This is a genomic window from Rhizobium sp. R86522 (genome assembly GCF_042466255.1).
In the GTDB taxonomy this organism is placed as follows: Bacteria; Pseudomonadota; Alphaproteobacteria; order Rhizobiales; family Rhizobiaceae; genus Allorhizobium.
In genome coordinates this window covers 2,837,131-2,857,655 of sequence record NZ_JAXHBX010000001.1, presented here as the reverse complement: position 1 = coordinate 2,857,655, position 20,525 = coordinate 2,837,131, and the positions used below count along the sequence as shown (strand labels likewise).

Below are 20,525 nucleotides of genomic sequence, written 5' to 3'. Positions count from 1 at the left end.
CCCAGTGACGTTGGCGCGCCTCGGCCGATCATTTGCCGAACTTTGCGGCTTTCGCACCCAATGATCACAGCAAGAGGCCCTCATTGTCCAAAGTGGGCTTGGGCTGAGGCGGCACGATCATCAGCATGCTGGAGGGAAGGGGACGTTGCAGATCACGTGCCTCGTCCCATGGCGCTGTCAGCCAGACATCGACCTCTTCCGGTGTGGTCAGAATGGCCGGCATGGCCTTTTCATGGATGGGAGAGACGATCTCGTTTGGCGAGGTCGTGAGAAAGCCGAAGAGTTCATAGTCCTGCGCACCGTCTCTCACTTTTCGCACGCCCGTCCATGGTGTCCAGAGCCCTGCGAAAAACATCAGCGGCCGGTCGTCGCTGCCCGCAAACCAGGCGTTGGGCACGCGCCCACCTTCAACCTTGCTGGCAGGATCAGGCTCGGCAAAGGATGTGAAGGGGACAACGCAACGGCTGGCTGCGCCTAGCCAACGGCGCCAATGCGGGGAACCCACGTTGCGGATATTGGTGACGCCCGGATCATAATTCTTCACATAGGCAGGCGGTGATGGCATGCCCCAGGTAGCGCGCGCAATCTCTCGGCCCCCGTCGGTGCCCACCCGGACAACAGGCGCCTGATAGCCGGGATAGACATCAAAGCTTGCTTCATTCCAGCCCGCCTGATCGCGGATGGCTTTGGTAAACTGAAGGACTGCTTCACGCGTGGTGGTGACATTGTAGAGATTGCACATCGATCCGCCTCCTATTTCCACATGGCGCGCATACGCTCCGCAACATCGACGCGGATCTGCTGGGCGCTTCGCTCAGATTTTAGCGCCGAAATCATCGGCCAGGTCGTCGCCTCGAAGAATTGCAGCAGCATTGCCGGGATGAACCGCGTTCGGGCTGCATAAACGTGCCGGTCCCCTTGCGGGTTTTGCCCATGGGTGAAGAAGCGTTGTGGTGTGACCAGCGCCAGATGATCTCGGGCACGCGTCATGGCAACGTAAAGCAGCCTGCGCTCCTCTTCGAGTTCCTCCGTTGTGCCGGTCCCAAGATCGGAGGGAATGCAGCCATCGACGACGTTCAGCATGAACACTGCGCGCCATTCCTGGCCCTTGGCCGAGTGGATGGTCGACAGGATCAGATAGTCTTCGTCCAGCAAAGGCACGCCGGCCTGATCGCTGGTGGCATCGGGCGGATCGAGCGTCAGTTCGGTTAGGAAGCGTTCGCGCGAGGGATAGCCGCTGGCGATCTGCTCGAGCTGACGCAGGTCCGCCTTGCGGGTCTCGGCATCTTCATGGATGCGCTCAAGATGCGGCTCATACCAGAGGCGTGCCTGCCCGATATCAGCGGGCCAATCCGCGTCCGTCTTGCGCAGGTTCGTCAGCAACTGAACGAAGGATGTCCAGTCTTCGCCGGTCTTCGGCGGTGGTGGGATTTCTGCCAGCGCCAGCAGCGGTTCGGGGGCGGTTGCGATGGTCTCCAGGATGTTGCCGGCTGTCTTCGGTCCGATACCCGGCAGCATTTGCAGCAGCCGGAAGCCGGCCACACGGTCTCGCGGGTTCTGAGCGAAGCGCAAGACGGCCAGCATGTCCTTCACATGGGCACTATCGAGAAACTTCAGGCCACCAAATTTGACGAAGGGAATGTTGCGACGGGTAAGCTCGACTTCTAGCGGACCGCTATGGCTGGACGTGCGAAACAGAACGGCTTGGCTCTTGAGCGCCATCCCGGTCTCGCGATTGGCAAGCACCTGGTCGACGATGAAGTTCGCCTGCTCGGTCTCGTCCCTGACGGTGACGAGTTTTGGTCGCTCCAGCGATTGCCGGTCGGTCCACAGGTTCTTGGTATAGCGCTCCCGCGCCAGTCCGATGACGCCGTTTGCCGCTGCCAGGATCGGCTGTGTCGAGCGGTAGTTGCGATCGAGCGTGATGATGTCGGCGGCCGGGCTGAAGGAGGCCGGGAAGTCGAGGATGTTGCGAATTGTCGCTGCCCGAAACGAGTAGATCGACTGGGCATCGTCGCCAACCACGGTTAACCCACGTCCGCCGGGTTTGAGCGCCATCAGCACCGAGGCCTGTAGCCTGTTGGTGTCCTGGTATTCGTCGACCATCACATGATCGAAGCGATTGCCGATATCGTCGGCGAGATCAGGATCGCTGACCATCTGTGCCCAATAGAGCAGGAGATCATCGTAATCGAGAACGTTCTGGGCCTGCTTGGCCTCGACGTAAGTCGCGAACAATTGTTTGAGCTGTTCTTCCCAGGTCGCCACCCATGGATAATGCTGCCGCAGGATCTCGCTCAGGGGCGACTGCGAATTGACCGCACGCGAATAGATCGAGAGACACGTGCCCTTGGTTGGAAAGCGGCTTTCCGTCTTGGAAAATCCGAGCTCGTGACGGGCAAGGTTGATCAGGTCGGCACTGTCTTCGCGATCATGGATGGTGAAGTCCACGTTCAGCCCGATTTGCTCGGCGTAGATCCGCAGCAGCCTTGCGCCGATCCCATGGAATGTACCGGACCAGGATAGTGCGTCAGTCAAGATACCGGAATTTGCACCGAGGACCTGTTTGCAAATCCGCTCGACACGGCGCGACATCTCGGACGCGGCACGCCGCGAAAATGTCATCAGAAGAATACGTCTGGGATCGGCACCATTGACGATCAGATGTGCCACCCGGTGTGCCAGTGTGTTGGTCTTGCCGGAGCCGGCACCCGCGATGATCAGCAGTGGCGCTGCCGTCTCTCCATCCGGAAGGCCAATACCGTGTTCCACAGCACTCCGCTGTTGCTCGTTCAGTTTGTCCAGATAGGCAACCGTCATACCGTCATACCGTCATCCCTGAGAAGTGCCTATCCGTCTTTCCGTTTGTTGCGGAGCTGACCGCTTGGCCTGTTGCATTCCATCGAACCATATCGCCTGCCGTGAGCTTAGCAGCACTGCCTAAAGGACTCCAGAACAAATAATGAACGCGCCATAGTCCTTTGCTGCCAGCCAGGCTGCAAGACGTCTTTCGCGTCCGAAGCATTGAGCCTTCGAACTGTTGTGCCCGCAGCCCTGCAAGCGGTGACGCGATTGGCAGCCTGTGCCGTTTTCAGAAATAATTATTATCGGCGGTGCCGACTTCGCCGCGAACTGTACCGCGCTGATTCGGCTCGTGAATCTCTCTCTCTGCTAAAGTGAAGGAGAATTTTCCTATTTTAGAGACCTTGACTCTCGATCACGTCCAGAACAGAACGTGAACTTCATCAGAGAAAACGGCATGATACCGTTCATTTTCTCAACACGAACCGAGAGGATTTGCGTGAACGATGGCGGCTGCGCGCGAGCACGTCATAGCGGATCTGCGTGATCGCATCGCCTGTCTTGAGGGAGGGAGGGCGAAGCAGTCCGCATGTCTGCCTTTCGGCGTCGCCGAGATCGACCAGGTGCTGCCAGGTGGTGGACTTGCTCGCGGCGCATTGCATGAATTCGCCGGCGGTGGTGCCGGAACCGTTGATGGTGCGGCGGCTGCCCTGTTCGTCGCGGGTATTGCCGCCCGCACCAAAGGTAAGATCGTCTGGTGTTTGACACGGCCGGATCTGTTCTTCCCCGCACTCGCGCAGGCAGGGCTTGATCCCAACAGGGTGATCTTCGTCGAGGGCGATCGGGAAGAAGACGTGCTCGCCTCCATGGAGGAGGCGCTGTCCTACGGCGGTCTGGGTGCCGTGGTCGGTGAACTCGTTCGCCTGCCAATGGTGGCCAGTAGGCGGCTTCAGCTTGCTGCGGAGAAGAAGGCTAGCCTGGCGCTTGTCGTCCGCCGATGGCGCCGACAGACGGAGGCGAATGACTTTGGCCAACCGACCGCGTCCACAACCAGATGGCGGGTCAGCGCCTTGCCATCCCGGGCGCTGCCTGTGCCCGGCTTGGGGCGCGCAACCTGGTTGCTGGAGTTGATGAGATCGCGTGCGGGCGAGTGTGCTGAGTTTATCGTTGGAGCATGTGATGACCAGGGTCGTATCGATCTACCTTCCGGATCTTCCGACGGATCGCATTCGTCGCACCGATCCCGCCATTCCGGCTGAGCAGGCGATTGCCGTGATCGCAAAGAGCGGCTCAAAGCGCTGGGTGTCGGCGGCGGATGCAGCCGCAAAGGCGGCTGGGGTGCGTGTCGGCATGCCGGCGGCAAAGGCCCAGGCTCTGTTTCAGGGGCTAACGATGATCGATGCCGATCCGGCAGCGGATGCCGCCGCCCTTGAACGTATCAGTCTGTGGGCGCTTGCCCAGTATTCGCCAATCGTTGCCCTCGATGGGTCTGACGGCATCGTCATGGACACGGATGGCGCCGATCATCTTCGGGGCGGAGAACTTCTCATGCTGACAGGCATCGCCAATCGCTTCCATTCAAGGGGCCTGACCGTGCGTGTCGCGATTGCAGACACCTGGGGGGCAGCGCATGCTTGCGCACGTGCGATCAACCGCAACACAGTTATCGTGCCGCATGGCGAAACAATGCGTGCGGTCGAGTACTTGCCAATTTCGTTGCTTCGTCTGCCTCAAAATACGGTCAGAGATCTAGAAACCCTTGGCTTTCGCACCATCGGCGAGTTGTCAGCCACCGCGCGGGCACCGCTGACTCTTCGCTTCGGCCCAGAAATCGCGCGTCGCCTCGACCAGACCTTTGGGCGCCTCAGAGAGCCTATTGAGCCTGTCCGCAGTCCGGAACTGGTTGAGGTCAGTCGCGCGTTCCAGGAACCGATCGGGGCAGCCGAAACCATCAACAAATATGTCGGCCGCTTGGTCGTGCAGCTCTGCGATGCGTTGCAAAGCCAAGGGCTGGGTGTTCGCCGAGCCGATCTGATCGTCCACCGGGTCGACAATACTGTCCAGGCCATCCGGGCGGGGACTGCCAAGCCAGCGCGCGACGTCGCGTGGTTGACCAAGCTGTTCCGAGATCGGACGGAAAAGATCGATCCGGGCTTCGGGATCGAAAAACTGACGCTGATCGCGATCATGGCGGAACCGCTGGACGAAGCGCAGAGATCGTCCGGACTTGTCGAGGATGAGGTCCAGGACATCACACCGCTCATCGATATCTTCGGCAATCGCGGGCAACGGGTTTACCGGCTGGCTCCCGTCGCCTCTGACGTGCCGGAACGCAGTGTCCAGCGCATCGCCGCTGTGGCAGACGATATAACTGAGTCCTGGTCTCATCACTGGCCGCGTCCGGTCCGCCTGATGGCCTATCCGGAGCTGATCGAAGTGATTGCGCTTTTGCCCGACCATCCACCGGTTGCCGTCACGTGGCGTGGAAAACGCCGGAAAGTGAAGCGCGCCGACGGACCTGAGCGGATTTTTGGCGAGTGGTGGCAACGCACGTCGGAATGGGCTGCGGTTCGGGATTACTTCATCATCGAGGACGAGGGGGGCGAACGGCTATGGGTCTTTCGTGCCGGTGACGGGGTCGATGGCGGCACCGGCTCGCACAAGTGGTTTGTCCAGGGGATCTTCGCATGAGATATGCCGAGCTTCAGGTCACTACCCACTTTTCGTTTCTGCGCGGCGCATCGTCAGCCGACGACCTGTTTGCCACGGCACGCGATCTTGGCATCGACGCGATCGGTGTCGTCGATCGCAATTCGCTCGCCGGTATTGTGCGGGCGCTCGAGGCGTCGCGTGCCACAGGGGTTCGTCTGGTGGTCGGCTGTCGTCTCGATTTGGCTGACGGGATGTCCATCCTTGTCTATCCGACGGACAGGGCCGCCTATTCCCGGCTGACCCGGCTGATCACGCTTGGCAAAGGCCGTGGTGGGAAAAGCAACTGCATCCTGTCGCTCGATGATGTCGCGCAGTATCGCGATGGCCTGCTTGCCATTCTTGTCCCCGATCTTGCCGATGACACCTGCGCCGTCCAGCTTCGAAAACTGGCAGAGATCTTCGGCGACCGGGCGTATCTGTCGCTGTGTCTCAGGCGTCGACCCAATGACCAACTGCGACTGCATGAATTGTCGAACTTGGCGGCGCTCTTCAAAGTGAAAACGGTTGTCACCAATGACGTTCTGTTTCACGAGCCGGCCAGGCGCCAGCTACAGGACATTGTCACCTGCATTCGCCACAACACGACGATAGATACTGTCGGCTTCGAGCGCGAACGTCATGCAGACAGGTATTTGAAGCCTCCTGAAGAAATGGAGCGCCTGTTTCCTCGATATCCGGAAGCCTTGCGCCGAACTATGGAGATTGTCGATCGCTGCAAGTTTTCCTTGGAGGAGCTCACCTATCAGTATCCCGAGGAGGCGATCGTTCCGGGAAAGACTGCTCAGCAATCTCTGGAGCACTATGTCTGGCGATGCGTGCCCGCTCGTTATCCGGAAGGTCTGCCGCCAAAAACGCTGCAGATCATCAGGCACGAACTCGATCTGATCGAGAAGATGAAATATGCGCCATACTTCCTGACGGTCTTTTCGATTGTGCGGTTCGCGCGAAGCCAGGGCATTCTGTGTCAGGGGCGGGGATCGGCCGCGAACTCCGCCGTCTGCTACATACTCGGCGTCACCTCGATCGACCCCGAAACCAATGACCTGCTCTTCGAGCGTTTCGTCAGCCAGGAACGCGATGAACCTCCTGACATCGACGTCGACTTCGAACACGAGCGACGCGAGGAGGTCATTCAGTGGATCTACCAGACCTATGGAAAAGAAAAGGCGGCGCTTTGTGCAACGGTGACGCGCTACCGGGCGAAAGGCGCCATCCGCGATGTCGGCAAGGCGCTTGGCCTGCCGGAGGATCTGATCAAGGCCTTGTCGTCGGGCATGTGGTCCTGGTCGGAAGAAGTGAGCGACCGCAATGTGCGGGAGCTCAACCTCAATCCGGATGATCGACGCCTGGTGCTGACCCTGCAACTCGCGCAGCAACTGATGGGCGCACCACGCCATCTCGGGCAGCATCCGGGCGGCTTCGTTCTCACCCATGATCGCCTTGATGATCTCGTTCCCATCGAGCCGGCATCCATGGCGGACCGCCAGATCATCGAATGGGACAAGGATGATGTCGAGGCGCTGAAATTTATGAAGGTCGACGTATTGGCGCTTGGCATGCTCACCTGCATGTCCAAGGCTTTCGACCTGATCCGCGAGCACAAGAATGATGATCTGGATCTGGCAAAGATCACGCAGGAGGATCCGGCAACCTACGCGATGATCCGCCGCGCCGACACGCTGGGGACGTTTCAGATCGAGAGCCGTGCACAGATGGCGATGTTGCCGCGCCTAAAACCCCGGACATTTTATGACCTCGTTGTCCAGGTGGCGATCGTGCGTCCGGGTCCGATCCAGGGCGACATGGTGCATCCTTACCTGCGCAGACGAGAGGGCAAGGAGAAGGTCGAGTATCCGACACCTGAACTGGAAGCGGTTCTGGGCAAGACCCTCGGCGTTCCCCTGTTTCAGGAATCCGCAATGCGCGTTGCCATGGTCTGTGCCGGCTTTACCGGCGGCGAGGCCGATCAGCTTCGCAAATCGATGGCGACCTTCAAGTTCACCGGGGGTGTCAGCCGCTTCAAGGAAAAGCTGGTCTCCGGCATGGTGAAGAATGGATACACGTCTGAATTTGCCGAGAAGACCTTTTCCCAGCTTGAAGGCTTCGGGTCCTACGGTTTCCCGGAATCCCACGCTGCCTCCTTCGCGCTGATCGCCTATGCCTCCAACTATGTGAAGTGCCATTTCCCGGATGTATTTTGCGCAGCGCTTCTCAACAGTCAGCCCATGGGATTTTACGCACCTGCCCAAATCGTCGGTGATGCCCGAGCGCACGGCGTCGAGGTGTTGCCCGTCTGTGTCAATCGATCCCGTTGGGATTGCACCTTGGAGGAGATCGATGACAACGGGCGGCATGCGATGCGACTGGGCATGCGGATGGTAAAAGGCCTAGCGGTTGCGGACGCAGCCCGGATCGTCGCGGCCCGGATGAATGGTATCTTCGCGAGCGTTGATGACATGTGGCGGCGATCGGGGGTGCCAGCCGCCTCGCTGGTTGAACTCGCCGAGGCCGATGCGTTTCGTCCGTCAATGAAGCTTGAGCGACGCGATGCGCTCTGGGCCATCAAGGCTTTGCGCGACGAGCCCTTGCCGCTCTTTGCGGCAGCAGCAGAGCGCGAGATGAGAACAATTGCAGAGCAGGTCGAACCAGGTGTTGAGCTACGGCAAATGACCGAGGGTCACAACGTCGTTGAAGATTATGGCCATACAGGCCTCACACTTCGGGACCATCCGATTGCGTTTTTGCGGGCGGACCTGGACAAGCGCAACATCATCACTTGCGAAGAGGCGATGACGGCGCGGGACGGGCGCTGGCTCATGACAGCGGGCCTCGTGCTCGTTCGACAAAAGCCGGGCTCTGCAAAAGGCGTGATGTTCATCACCATTGAGGACGAAACTGGACCGGCAAACATTGTCGTCTGGCCGAAACTCTTCGAGAAGCGGCGGCGTGTAGTACTCGGAGCATCCTTGATGGCCATCAACGGGCGCATCCAGCGGGAAGGTGATGTCGTTCATCTCGTCGCACAACAACTTTTTGACCTGTCGTCGGATCTCTCGGGACTCGCTGACAGGGACATGGAGTTCGAGCTGACCACGGGTCGTGGTGACGAGTTTGCCCATGGGTCCGTTGGAGGAGGCGATACAAGGGATCGGGCGCCTCCGGCACCGCGGGACATATTTGTTCGAGATCTGCATATCGACAGCCTGAAGATCAAGGCGCGGAATTTCCAGTGACCTGGTCCCCTGCTTGTCGTCAGCGTGACGGCACTCTATCCATCGATTCATGACAACTAGCTTATCACCTGACGCGTTCGAGCGTGCTCTGGAGCACCTTGCCGACGGCTATTCATAAGGGGTGTTCGATGGCAGTCGCTGGGGCGTGACCTTGGTCGTTAGAACTGCCTTCGCCATTGCACGCCGATCCCTCGCAAAGCGCTCCCCGCCGTTCGTTTTTGGCTACCAGGTCGCGCAGATCATGGGAAGCGCAAGTGAAGGGATCCTAGGGGTGGGTTTGGTGGTCTGAGCACCCAAAATGGAGCTTGGGATTTACTTGGGTGAAAATGAAGCAACAAGGAGCTCACGCCTGTGGATAACCCCATTTTCTCAAGTATATGAAGTAATGATTTAAGCAAATCGCTAATTGTTGACAATTTCATTAGTCGTCGCTGATTTGACATTACTTTCAGTTGCTTCATAATTAAGGGGTAGGCTTCACATCGGTCTACAACGTGAAAACAACGCAGGAGTTATCTCGTGACCAACACTACAAAGACGCCGCCGCCCGCCCCCACCGCAGACCAGTTCTATAAGGCCCATGGAGTCCCCGAGGACATCAAGAGCCGCCTCGAAAGCACTGCAGTTCTTCTCATCAGCGCGACGCGACGCTCCACTGAAGAGACCTTCGAACTCGGTGAGCACCTCGAACAGGCAGCCACCCTGCTGCCGGATGGAACCGTAGAACAATGGGCGGCCGAGCGGTGCGGCTACACGGCACGCCACATCCGGACATTGCGCGCCACGGCACGTAACCTTGGTGCATACAGGCAGGTTCTCGTGGAGCTCGCCGTCGGCCCGACCGTTGTTGGCAAGCTGAGTTCGGCAAGCCCCGACCAGATCGAGCAAGCGATCGGCATGGCGCGGGAGACTGGCCGTCTCAGGGTCCAAGACGTGGCGGCAATCATTTCCGGGTCCAAGGAAGGTACCGAGCAGGAGGAGGACGTCGATCCCTTTGATGTCGGCGGTCCTGACGGTCTCAAGGCTATCGTTGCGCTCAAGGTCCGCGAAGGCATGAAGTCATTCATCGCACACGTGAATGAAATCCGCGCGCATATCGAAGAAGCGCTGCCGAAGCAAAACATCGTCAAAAAAGCTCTTGTTCAGAGAACGGCTTTGACTGCACGGCTGGCAAGGGAGGAACTGAAAAGTCTTGCCGAGTTCGTTACACCGCACCCCGAAGCAGCTTACCACATCAACTCCACATTGCTTCCGGCTCGCACGAAATGGGCAGCAGTCGGCGATCTTCTTTACAACATGGGCGGCGAAGATACCTGGCCGGACAAAGCGGGACTTCGCGCGTGGTTGGAAAACGAAGTGCTCCCGCTGCTGAATTGGGTGGCTCCGAAGCCGCCAGAGTCGAGAGCATTGAAGGCTAAAGCCGCTTCCGTTGACGTGCTGCCCGCCAAGAAAGCGACGGCTAAACTGGCGAGGGGATCAAAACTGATAGCCGAGACCTTTCCGACACTGAAGGAAGGTTTGGAGTCGATGTTTGCCGGGGTCGGTGTCGACGCTAGGGTAAACCTTACCGCCCCGGAAAAGAAGACGACGATCCCGACTTTGTCGGAGGCCCTCGCCAAACCCCAGTCCCACAGTCCGCGTCCTGCCGTCCTCGGCGAAGCCAAACTCGCCTCAGCGCCAGCAGCTTGAGGTCCGATCGGAAGGCTTGACTGTCCATTTTGCCATCGAACTCGAAAGGGCCGCTCGTCGGCCCTTTTCAATTTGGGGATCAGTTCCGACCTGATTGAGGATGGGATCCGATGGGCGATCTCGAATGCGATCGCTGTCCGGACGCTGTGAGCCCACCGTTAACCTTGTACCGGCTTTGTTCTGTTTTGTGTTCCCAGGGTCCTTGAGCCCCAGCTCGGGTCCTGCCAGGGTAAGCGCGTTCCGGATGACCGGAACAAGCGGCCCAAGCCGATGCGCCAACATCGACAAGGGCCTGACCGTCAACCTTGATAAGAAGGAATCGGGCTATGAGCACGAATACCGCTTCTGTCCCCTATGGGGAAGTTCTCAACTCACTCGCCAACGCCAGCGCATCGGCCATGTCAGGCTCCCGCCCGCGCACGTTTGGTTTTGGCCGCAATGTGGCTGCCGCGCCGATCCGTGAACCCGCCGTGTTGCGCCGGCATCCGCACCTCGTCCGCTTCGCAGACGTCGAAGCCGATCTCGATGTCCTCATCGATCGCGCCATCACTGCGATCACGGATGGCGAACCGACCGAAGATGAGATCTTGGGCCACTACGTTCACATCGCGTCGCTCGTCCGGGCGGTCTCGTTCCGCGAAGGGAAGCTGCTCGAATACGCGTTTGAACGGGTGGCCCGGGCGAATCCGAATGTGCTGGTGCTGACGCAATCGCTCAAACTGCCGCTGGTCAAGGCAGCGCTTGAAGCGGTGTCCGGCAATGATTGGTCGAGCCTCGACGGTATCAAACTTGATTGCGAGTCACCGGCCAAGGGCAGCTACACGCCGGACTTGATCGTGGTGAACCGCGCGCGACACACGGCCTACATCCTCGACCTCAAGCGCTCGCTCGCGTCATATGGCGATACCAGCCGCCTCGAGGAACTGAAGACAAAGATGATGGCCGCGGCAATGGTTTTGCCGGACTGGCTTTACAAGACCCAAAAGCGATTGATGGTTGATACCGTTGAAGTCGCGATCGTCGATGGAGCCAGCCGTCCGAGTGATCACGCCACCGGCATCTGGGCGCTCTCCGAAATCGATGACCTGCTTGAGATCGACGGGGCCGCATCTTGCATGGCGGAACTGCGCCGCCGCTTCGGCATCCGGGTGCAGCAGCTTCTCGAAGTGGAAGCGCGCAAGGCTATTGGGGTGGATGAGCGGTTCGCCGAAGCGGTTGCCGATACTAAAGCCGAGCTGATCGCGCCGAAGCCACCTCGGATCAACCTCAACGGCCCGGACCGGACGTTCGAGGAAGATATGGCTGCCCGATCGTTCGACGAGGATCTGGATCGCGCCCCCTGGGAGGAAGAGAGCTTCGAGCGGCTGGATTCAATAGATGTCGACAAGCCGCGCCCGGTCTTCTTCCGCGTCGGCTACGCTCGCCGTCCTGCGCCGCATTGATCTGATCCGTTTGATGATCTGAGTACTGCAGCCAGGCGCTTGCCGTCAGGCTGTGGGCGTTGATCGCCACCGCTTTCGGGCCGTGGATCCTCTCACCATTCCCCGTTCCCCGTTTGCGCTGGACCCTGATGCGGTCCAGCCAAGGAGTTCCCATGTCTTCCGAAACCTATTCGGAGGGGCTGCCGCGCATGCATTGCGAAGCTGTCACCCCGAGCAACCGACCGACGACACTTGACTGCCACCGTCCCCACGATGCCTTGCTCCGTACCCGGCGTGCCCCCACCGATCAATCGCCCACGGATGATCCTGCCGTCGCGATCGGCCTCGCACTTGGTCACGTTCGGACCCAAGACGGACTGACTGGCGCCGTGCCGCCTCGCGTGATGGCCCACCTGCTAGTCCATATCGAGCGTGGCGATCCAGCCTGCCAAGTGGTTATGGATTGGCTCGCCAAGCGCAGCCGCAACACCGCCATGCAGATCCAGCGTCGCAGGGTTCGCGAGCGCGCCCGGCCAGAGCCGGGCCATCTCCGGAAACGCGCCTTGCGGGCACGAGACCTTGGCCGATCCGACTTGGCAATTGTTGCCGAAACTGCGGAGGGCAAAACTGATGAGTAAGATCGCCCGTTTGTTTGTTCACCGGCTCGCACAGCTTGCCCGGCGCGAGGCGAGGCGCAACGCCCTGCGCAACGGTTTGCTCGACGTGAAGGCCATCGAGATCGACGGTCACGTGGTCCGGCGCTACACGCCCGTGTTCGACACCTCGTCCCTCACCGACGATCGGGACAAGGACTTGGCATGGGTGCGGCGGCACTTTGGCGACTATCTGCAGCCAACGGCGGGAGCGTTCGAAGGTACTTCCGCGAGCGCGGGTCTGCGGTCGGAATCTCGGCGGAAGTCCGGTTCCAAAAGTGAGCGCCTGTCTGACGCTGACCATGCAAGCCGGGCCTATGCCATCGGCCTAATCGGCCAGGCTGGCAAAGGTCCGCTCGTCAGTAACATCACCGCTGCCATCGTTCTTGCGAGGACGATCGAGAGAGCCCGTGTGACCCTGGCCTCCGTGGTCCGCGAGGCGGCGATGCCGGCTCCCGTAATCGCCTTGCATGCGCCGATCATCGGCTTTGAACCGGCAATCCGACGGCTGATCGAAGTCCCGAGTTTTGTACCCGGTGGCGATCTTAAAGGGCTCGATGGTGAGTATGTTTATGACGACATGACCATCGCCGGGGATGAGGGGCCCGGACGAACATACGTTCTGTTGCTCGGTCACCTTTTGCGTCGTGTAGCAGGCGGCAATCTGCAGCGGCGGCTCCTCAACGCGCTACGACGTGACTATCCCGTCGTTGCAATCTGCGAAGATGCGAAAGGTGCTCCGGACGAGATCAGTATCGCGGCCGACATCAATCTGGTCGGCGGGAGGCTGGACTACCCATTCCTCGTCCTGATGTTGGAAGCCGTCTATGGACCAAGCGGCAGGTTGCCACTCGATCGGTGGACGAATGCGTATGATGTTCACTACCTCACGATCGATGACGTCGTGCTGGCCTTCCGACCGGGGCGCAGCGCCGCCGAGGTCGTTGCGATCCTTGCTTCCCTAACTGAGCGCAACCGCATCGCCGCGCGCGACGGCGAGAATGACGACGATGAGAGCGACGGCTCCTCAAGTGGCTCCAAGACGTCAAAGCAAAAGCCTGGCCGGGCAAGCCATGACACCTCTGCTTCGGGGCAAGACAGTAGCAGTAGCGGATGGCGGCGGGACAAGCCCTCCGGGGCCGAGGTCATTCAGCCGGAGCCTTGGAGCGAAGACGGCAGCCCACCGAGCCTCGCGGTCGAGACGCTCCCTGGATACGGCAAGGCGAAGACCTGGGCGCTCGATCTGAAGGCGGATCTCGATGACTACCGCGCTTCGGCCCTCGCATGGTCTGACATGAGCACCAAATTGCTTCTCTCGGGACCACCGGGGACCGGTAAGACGACATTTGCGCGGGCGCTCTGCAACAGCTTGCAGGTGCCGCTGGTGGTCAGTTCGGTCTCGACCTGGCTCCAGGGTGCGCATCTGAGTGACGTCCTCAATCGCATGGCCCGGACTTTTGCCGAGGCGCGTGCGGTTGCACCTGCGATCCTCTTCATCGACGAGATCGACGGCATCGGAAAGCGGCAGCCGGCGGAGCGGGAATACGCGGACTATTGGAATGGGGTCGTCAACAAGGCGCTTGAACTGCTGGATGGTGCGGTCAAGGGCGAAGGCCTGATTGTTGTCGGCGCCACAAACAGACCGGAGCAGATCGACGAGGCCTTGAAACGTTCCGGGCGGCTGGAAACCCAGATCGAGATCCCCAGGCCTGACACCGCGACACTGGCCGAGATCTTCCGGCATCATCTCGGCGAGGATCTGAACGTTCTGGTCGCCGAGGGGCAGGTGCCAACCAAGGATAAACCCGAGATCGCCGAGCCGTCCCCGGATGCGGAGGACAGCCTAAGTCAACAGGCGGCGCTGAATGGAGGAAGCCAATGACCGAGCAAGCCAAGAGCAATACCGGATCGACCGAGAGCGATGTTCAATCGGTTCTGAAGCGTCTGGGGACCCGTGCGATGGGGCTTACCGGGGCTGATGTCGAACGAGTTGTTCGTGAGGCTCGCCATGTCGCCCGCAGGCAGAAGCGTCCTATCCGCTACAAGGATCTGGAGGACGCCGTCCGGATGAACAGGCCAGAGCTTCCGCACGATCTACGCTGGCGCTTCGCTGTCCACGAAGCGGGCCATGCGGTGGTCCACCATGTCCTGAAGCTTGGTCCAATCCAGGGGATCACCATCGATATGCCCGATGGCGGGTACAGTCTTCTTGCCTTCCAAAGGTCGGGAAGTGACATGCTGAGCTACCGGGAAGACCTGCTGGCGATGCTGCTGGCCGGGCGGGCGGCAGAGCAGATTGTCTTCTGCTCCGTGTCCGTCGGCTCGGCGGGATCAGAAGACAGTGACCTCGCACGCGCGACGAGGCTTGCCTTGGCGATGGAGCGCAGTCTCGGCTTTGGGGCGGTGCAGCCGCTCCTCTACCGTGACGACAAGGATCCGACCCAAGTCCTCGATGCGCATCCGGATCTTGCCGCTCGCGTCCATGCTCGGCTCGAGAAGGCGTTGGCGAAGGCGATGGATCTGCTCACCGGAAGCCGGGATAAGCTTGATCGGCTGACGGCGGTTCTGTTTGAACAGCAGGCGCTGGATGGGGAGGCGGTAATCGACATCCTCGATGACCGGACCAGCGTTGCCATCCGATAAACGATGTCGATTTGGGCCAACTGACTTCGAGTTGTCGGCAAGGCATCTCGCGTTGCCGGTAATCTGAAACAAATTGCGCATGTTTGATTCCGACTTCGGGATTTCTGATTCAGAAGTCTGGCAGATCGATTCCGCAACAGCTTTCATGCGCAGACAACCTGTCTCGCGCTGAAACAAAGCGCCCACAACTCAAAACAAATTGCGCTCTTTTGATTCCAAACTCTGGATTTCAGATTCAGCACTCGATGGTTTCGATTCAGCCAAAACAAGCTTGTGTCGCGCCGCCGGTCCCCTGACCATGATAGGGCCAGAAATCTATCAGGAGGGCTCATGACATTGAAAGCAGCGAGGCAGCGCCAAAAGGCACTGCGCGACGCAAACAGGCGGGCTAAGCGCCCAGAGCGAGATGACGTTGCCCGTGTCGCCCTGTTCTGGCTGATCCGGCGCGCGATTGAAAAGGGGCAGGAAGCCGAGCTGGAGAAGTTCCAGGAAAAGATCGTCTCGATGTTGGTCGACCAGGGCTTTGACGAGCGCGAAAGCGATCTCGTTTTCGATGATCTCGTAGGAAAGTACCGGGTCGATGACCGTCCGTTCCGGCGAAAGCTTCACCTTCTCCATCCAGATGGCGCTCCTGAGGATGAGTGAGAGCTGACCAGAGTTAGCTTCGGTGCCTTCGTGTTTACCGCTGTTGCCAAGCAGTGAGCGCCGAACGGCGTTCATCTGATCCGGACGTATTCCCCCCATTACTTCATAAAACGCCGTTTGATTCTGAATCGGAATTCCACAGCGCCCCCAATCTCAAACGTTTCGTTAACGCAGCTCGCCTAGCTCGACTGCCCCTCTCGATCGAGGGGCAGAATAACCACGAGCATGATGTGAAATGACGAAGCTTACAGCCATCAGAACCTTTCAGCGAAAGATCGACGCCTATTGCCTGCAGCGACTGAACCCCATCTTTTCCAGCGATGACGCTGAGGCGCTCAAAGCCTACATGCGACGCTTGATCGAGCGCAGATGCGGACCGCCGAGAACCAATGGCAGAACCGACTGGCAAATCGTTTCCAGAGTGACTGGTGTCGACGCAGAGCTGCTGGCAACGCATCACCGTGCACTTGATCCGGGCTTCGATGCAATCATCCGCTGGGGCAGGGACGGCAGCCTGTCTGAAGCCGATCGATCTGTCCCGAGGCCCCGCCGAGTGGCAGCGGAGCGTAAAGCAGCAAAACCCGCTAGGGCGAAAGAGGGGCCGGAATCGCGCCAGTCAGCTATCGAGCCGACGGCTTCGCAGAGAGTGTCCTCGGCGACAGTGGAGTTTCCCGAGCCTCTTTTCGCCGAGTGGATCGAACCCTCCGGCTTTGCCGAGGCTCTGGCGCTTCAAATGCGGCGGCACGGTGAAACCTATTGGGTCCTGCACCGATCAATCGTTCGACCGGATGAACCGACTGACAAGAACACGATCCTGAGCTGGATGGAGGGCAGGCGTGTGCCCCGCAGCACAGATAGCTTCGAGGTATTGGGGAGGATCGAGCGCCGCTACCGACTGCCCCAAGGCTATTTCAAGGCGAAGCTGCCGCACCAAGCACGCTCATGCTCAGGCTTTGATCTTTCTGGGATCGAGCCTGCCGAGCGTCGCCGACTGGCCTGGCATCTGCCCGATGATTTCAACTCTCTGCCGTTCGCCAAAAGGGAGGAAATTCTTGAATGGGTCCGGCGGGTGATCATCAGCGGCTCTACCGATTATCGGAAATTTCAGGCGGCGGCGGCAAAGCAGCGCTATGCCATCCGGTTCCCAGGAGTAGCCTATGGGGGGCAGGTGCACCCGAGTGGAAAGATTGACGTTACTATGGACGACCACGGTGCAATCGAGGATCCCGACCTTCTCTCTGGTGTTATCGATGCGCCGCCAGCGCTCGCCATGGAGATGGCCGATCTCGTTCGTTTCAAAACGTCTGCGCTAACCTCGATCGGCTTTCAGCGCAGCGGGGTCTGGGGCGAAGAAACTGCTTCCCAAAAGATCGAACATCTTGGCTTGATGTTCGGGGCGCTGGCGGCCTCGAAGAGCGGAGAAATTCAAGGTTGCGGGGTGCCCCTGCGCCATCTGACCTTTGGCCTTCTGATCTTTCCAGGCGTTTGGGACTGGTATCTGCAATGGCGGGAGAGCCGCCGGGGATTCTATACGTCCTGGGAAATCGACATGCTGCGCATTGCTTTGGCGATCACCAAGGAGGGGACTGGGTGGCTTCGCCAACATCCAGAGCTTCTGACCCGGGTGCATGCGATTCCGGGGCTCGTCTCTCAAAACGAGATCGACAACGCCCGCGAGGACTGGCATGGCGCCTGCGAGGACTTCCACAAACACGCGTCACAACGCGTGAAGGAAATTCAGCGCATCGCCCGCGTCCATCGCGATCCCTTCGAACCCATTATGCCCGTGCTGGAAGCTGAAAGCCCGGTCGGCGAGTACAGGAAGATCACGGAAGAAATCATTCGGCTGATGCCCGATGAGGAGCTATATCCTCGGCCAGCCGCCGAAGCCGTCCGCTCATTTCTGATGTTGCGACTTGGGCTGCATCTCGGACTGCGCCAGAAGAACCTGCGGCAATTGATGTTGTGCCCTCGGGGGCAGATCCCGCGGTCTGAGCGTGTCCTCGAGAAGATGAAGCGCGGCGAGATCCGGTGGAGCGATCGAGACGGCGGCTGGGAAGTGTTGATCCCGGCTGTCGCATTCAAGAATGCCCATTCCTCTTTCTTCGGCGACAAGCCCTTTCGGCTGATCCTGCCGGATCTTCTCGATCTCTATCGCTACATCGACGCTTATGTCGAACGGCATAGATCAGTGCTGCTGCGAACGGCAGAGGATCCCGGAACCTTCTTTGTGAAGACGGTCAAAACGACCAGCACTGAGGCCGCCTATGACATCACCAGCTTCTATGAAGCGTGGCGGCTGACGATCCAGCGATACGGCATCTACAATCCCTATACCGGGCGAGGGGCCATCAAGGGCCTCTTGCCCCACGGCCCGCACAATGTCCGCGATGTGCTTGCCACACATATCCTGAAGCAGACGGGCTCATATGAGCAGGCGAGCTACGCCATCCAGGACACCGCAGACATGGTGGCAAAACACTATGGTCGCTTCTTGCCTCAGGATAAGTCGGCGCTCGCCGCGCGTATTCTAAACCAGGTCTGGGAAGCAGCGTAGGGGGCAGGGTTGATCGAGGCGGAAATCATTTCCGCCTCGACGCTCTTATTTCTTCCCCTCACGCGCCCACGGAGGCGACTGCTTGTTCTCAATCCAAGGCAGGAGCTGGAGTGGCTTGTGTTCGACGTTCGACGTGATCACGGGGTAGTTTTGAAGAACGCTCCGCATCAGTGGGAGCCCGGCAGGGTTGGTGTAGCGTGTATTGGTCTCGCTCCCCTCGGTGAGGCGACCTGAGATATCATCGATAACATCCGGCGACACTCCGGCCTGTTTCAATGTATCTGCCATGCCGTGGCGGAACGCATGGATCGCCCGTTCCCACATCTTTTCGCCCAGCGCTTCCTGCATGATGGGCACGAATGTATCGTAGAAGCGATCGCCGGGATCATTGTTGGTTTTGTCGGAGAAGAGGTCAGGGAACAGCGGCCCATAGCCCAATCTCTTGATTGCTTCGACATATTCGATGAAGCCAAGACGCACCATTTCGTCTGGGAGCGGCAACATCCGCTTCGACTGTCTGTTTTTCAGGCGGCGGTAGGCATTGGTTCGAAGGATGATGACATATCCATCCTCGTCCTTCGCAATGTCATCCACCGCCAGCCCGGCAAATTCTTTGCGCCTCGGCCCGAGATAGGTGAAGAGGATCGGGAGGTAATAGAGCGAGTCGTGAAAGACGTGCGGGCCGGGCTTTTTCCGTTGCCGAAATTGGCCCAGAGATCCGGTGTAGACGGGAGTCGAGAAAATCGGAGCGATGTCTTTCGGCGTAGGCTTGTATTGCTGGTGACGAATGTCTCCTGCTTTCGGCTTCCTCGGTCGCAGACCCTCGAAAGTCCAGGCCTCGATTTCGAAACCGTGGCCTTTGAGGTGCTTCAGAAAATGCTGAAGGTTTCCGAAATGTTTGCGAATTGTCGTGGCCGCGAGCCCCACTTTCGGCTTGGTTCCGGCAGCCTCAGCCAAGCGTTTCAATCGGTCACCTTCAGCACGCAATTCCGGGGCTGACATGACACGCATTCTGCTGCTTCGTCCCCAGTCTGTGGGGATATGGTTTAGGTGCTGACGGAGCTGGCCGATGTGATACTGCTCGATCTGGCCTGAATGTTCGACGCCGTGCTCGATGAGAACGGACTTGAAAATTCGAACCAACGCCATCGCATCTCGCCCGGTCGCTGGCTCCCACTCGTTACCCATATTGGCGATCAACTTCTCACATTCCTGCTCGAAGTCAGAAACGGGGACCACTCGCTGTGTCCCCGACTTTGGTGTCACAATTGCTTTGCCTGGCTCTGCCGGGCGCGGCGTAAGATCGAGATAGGCAGGCTTTGCTTCTTCCGAGGGCGGGGCCGGGGCCAAGGGTTCAGGCAGGACCTCCGCCTCCGCGGGAATAGAAGGAGTTTGGTCTAAAACCGGAGCGACAACTTCGACTGCTGGGACCTGCGGTGCGCGCTGGGCAGGTCTGCCGCCGCCAGTGAACTCGCTCAAGGTTTTATCAACGAGTTCGTGGCGCTCATCGATCTCGAGAAGGGCTGCTGCGCGACCCTCGAAGATCTTCGACGCTGCTCGCTGGCGATTAATCGCGGTGTCTTCAATTTCGAAGTGGTACATCAGCCTGCTGATGCCAGCTTCAAAACTTGCGCTCACGGCTGTCGTGCGCTCAGCACGATAATTGATGCGGATGGCATCGACGTGAGAGACTGGTACGCCATTCTTCAAAAGATAGCTAAGGCCGATGCACCCTTCCTCCAGGGAGAGTTCCACACGGGTTCCGAACTTGGCGAGGAGTTGGTAGGCCCAGCCCGCTTCAAGATCGAGCTCCATGTCAACGACATCACCCGCGCGCCCGAAAATCTTTGCGGCTTCGCTGATCTCTCCCAGTCGCTCGAGTTCCTTGTCGCGCTCATGTTCAAAGAGCTTCTGGAGCTGCTGCTTGGACATTGTTTCCTTCGACTGCATCTTCAATTCGGCAAGCCGCGTGTTGAGTTTGCGGCCGATCATCTGTGCCTTCCTATGATCCGAACAATGAAGGGTCAGTGAAAGTCGGCTGCCGGGTTGGCAGTGAATGAAGGCTGCTGGAATGCGTGGCCGCCAGTAGAAGATGTTTCCCCGGCGGATAAGATTTTCGACCCCGTGGCGGACTGCCATGACGTAGACACCCTGAATCAGGCCCGAAGGT

At 59.3% G+C, this 20,525-nt stretch carries 13 protein-coding genes; 9 read left to right on the top strand and 4 right to left on the bottom strand.

Annotation, left to right across the window (positions count from 1 at the left end; genetic code table 11):
• Window positions 1-64: 64 nt before the first annotated feature.
• Complete coding sequence (locus SJY08_RS13970) at window positions 65-742, bottom strand: SOS response-associated peptidase (protein WP_377276357.1); 678 nt, start codon at window positions 740-742, stop codon at window positions 65-67.
• Between the two features lie 11 nt (window positions 743-753).
• Window positions 754-2,820, bottom strand: coding sequence for an ATP-dependent helicase (locus SJY08_RS13965; RefSeq protein WP_377276355.1), 2,067 nt, complete (start codon window positions 2,818-2,820; stop codon window positions 754-756).
• Between the two features lie 488 nt (window positions 2,821-3,308).
• On the opposite strand from SJY08_RS13965, the gene SJY08_RS13960 reads away from it, so the two are divergent.
• From SJY08_RS13960 to SJY08_RS13925, 8 genes are all read left to right on the top strand, one after another.
• On the top strand, window positions 3,309-4,061 hold the full coding sequence (locus SJY08_RS13960) for an ImuA family protein (protein ID WP_377276353.1): 753 nt from the start codon (window positions 3,309-3,311) through the stop codon (window positions 4,059-4,061).
• Window positions 3,982-5,493: a Y-family DNA polymerase gene (locus SJY08_RS13955; protein WP_377276351.1), complete on the top strand. Its 1,512-nt coding sequence runs from the start codon at window positions 3,982-3,984 to the stop codon at window positions 5,491-5,493. Before SJY08_RS13960 ends, SJY08_RS13955 begins: the two co-directional genes overlap by 80 nt.
• Window positions 5,490-8,747 (top strand): error-prone DNA polymerase, encoded by a 3,258-nt coding sequence (locus tag SJY08_RS13950; protein WP_377276349.1) that lies wholly within the window; start codon window positions 5,490-5,492, stop codon window positions 8,745-8,747. The genes SJY08_RS13955 and SJY08_RS13950 overlap by 4 nt, the downstream gene beginning before the upstream one ends.
• A 519-nt stretch (window positions 8,748-9,266) precedes the next feature.
• Window positions 9,267-10,436 carry a hypothetical protein gene (locus SJY08_RS13945; RefSeq protein ID WP_377276347.1) on the top strand — a complete coding sequence of 390 codons (1,170 nt, stop codon included), beginning with the start codon at window positions 9,267-9,269 and terminating at the stop codon, window positions 10,434-10,436.
• Window positions 10,437-10,876: 440 nt separating this feature from the next.
• Complete coding sequence (locus SJY08_RS13940) at window positions 10,877-11,878, top strand: hypothetical protein (RefSeq protein ID WP_377276345.1); 1,002 nt, start codon at window positions 10,877-10,879, stop codon at window positions 11,876-11,878.
• Window positions 11,879-12,030: 152 nt separating this feature from the next.
• Window positions 12,031-12,495 carry a hypothetical protein gene (locus SJY08_RS13935; protein WP_377276343.1) on the top strand — a complete coding sequence of 155 codons (465 nt, stop codon included), beginning with the start codon at window positions 12,031-12,033 and terminating at the stop codon, window positions 12,493-12,495.
• A complete protein-coding gene (locus tag SJY08_RS13930; protein WP_377276341.1) occupies window positions 12,488-14,392 on the top strand; it encodes an ATP-binding protein in 1,905 nt (634 codons plus the stop codon). Before SJY08_RS13935 ends, SJY08_RS13930 begins: the two co-directional genes overlap by 8 nt.
• Complete coding sequence (locus SJY08_RS13925) at window positions 14,389-15,153, top strand: ATP-dependent Zn protease (protein WP_377276339.1); 765 nt, start codon at window positions 14,389-14,391, stop codon at window positions 15,151-15,153. The genes SJY08_RS13930 and SJY08_RS13925 overlap by 4 nt, the downstream gene beginning before the upstream one ends.
• A gap of 318 nt (window positions 15,154-15,471) precedes the next feature.
• Here SJY08_RS13925 and SJY08_RS13920 read toward each other — a convergent pair whose 3' ends face one another.
• Entirely contained in the window at window positions 15,472-15,873 is a 402-nt protein-coding gene (locus SJY08_RS13920; RefSeq protein WP_377276337.1) for a hypothetical protein, read from the bottom strand.
• Between the two features lie 160 nt (window positions 15,874-16,033).
• On the opposite strand from SJY08_RS13920, the gene SJY08_RS13915 reads away from it, so the two are divergent.
• On the top strand, window positions 16,034-18,355 hold the full coding sequence (locus tag SJY08_RS13915) for a hypothetical protein (protein WP_377276335.1): 2,322 nt from the start codon (window positions 16,034-16,036) through the stop codon (window positions 18,353-18,355).
• A 45-nt stretch (window positions 18,356-18,400) separates the two neighbouring features.
• Here the strand turns inward: SJY08_RS13915 and SJY08_RS13910 are convergent, their stop codons facing one another.
• The gene (locus SJY08_RS13910) at window positions 18,401-20,347 is read right to left on the bottom strand and encodes an integrase (RefSeq protein WP_377276333.1); all 1,947 of its coding nucleotides are present in this window, start codon (window positions 20,345-20,347) and stop codon (window positions 18,401-18,403) included.
• Window positions 20,348-20,525 lie beyond the last annotated feature (178 nt).

What these genes read in the sequence shown, in the direction of transcription:
- SJY08_RS13970 (WP_377276357.1), bottom strand. Translation starts at nt 742, where the DNA reads ATGTGCAATCTCTACAATGTCACCACCACGCGTGAAGCAGTCCTTCAG.
- SJY08_RS13965 (WP_377276355.1), bottom strand. Translation starts at nt 2,820, where the DNA reads ATGACGGTTGCCTATCTGGACAAACTGAACGAGCAACAGCGGAGTGCT.
- SJY08_RS13960 (WP_377276353.1), top strand. Translation starts at nt 3,309, where the DNA reads ATGGCGGCTGCGCGCGAGCACGTCATAGCGGATCTGCGTGATCGCATC.
- SJY08_RS13955 (WP_377276351.1), top strand. Translation starts at nt 3,982, where the DNA reads ATGACCAGGGTCGTATCGATCTACCTTCCGGATCTTCCGACGGATCGC.
- SJY08_RS13950 (WP_377276349.1), top strand. Translation starts at nt 5,490, where the DNA reads ATGAGATATGCCGAGCTTCAGGTCACTACCCACTTTTCGTTTCTGCGC.
- SJY08_RS13935 (WP_377276343.1), top strand. Translation starts at nt 12,031, where the DNA reads ATGTCTTCCGAAACCTATTCGGAGGGGCTGCCGCGCATGCATTGCGAA.
- SJY08_RS13930 (WP_377276341.1), top strand. Translation starts at nt 12,488, where the DNA reads ATGAGTAAGATCGCCCGTTTGTTTGTTCACCGGCTCGCACAGCTTGCC.
- SJY08_RS13925 (WP_377276339.1), top strand. Translation starts at nt 14,389, where the DNA reads ATGACCGAGCAAGCCAAGAGCAATACCGGATCGACCGAGAGCGATGTT.
- SJY08_RS13920 (WP_377276337.1), bottom strand. Translation starts at nt 15,873, where the DNA reads ATGAACGCCGTTCGGCGCTCACTGCTTGGCAACAGCGGTAAACACGAA.
- SJY08_RS13915 (WP_377276335.1), top strand. Translation starts at nt 16,034, where the DNA reads ATGACGAAGCTTACAGCCATCAGAACCTTTCAGCGAAAGATCGACGCC.
- SJY08_RS13910 (WP_377276333.1), bottom strand. Translation starts at nt 20,347, where the DNA reads ATGATCGGCCGCAAACTCAACACGCGGCTTGCCGAATTGAAGATGCAG.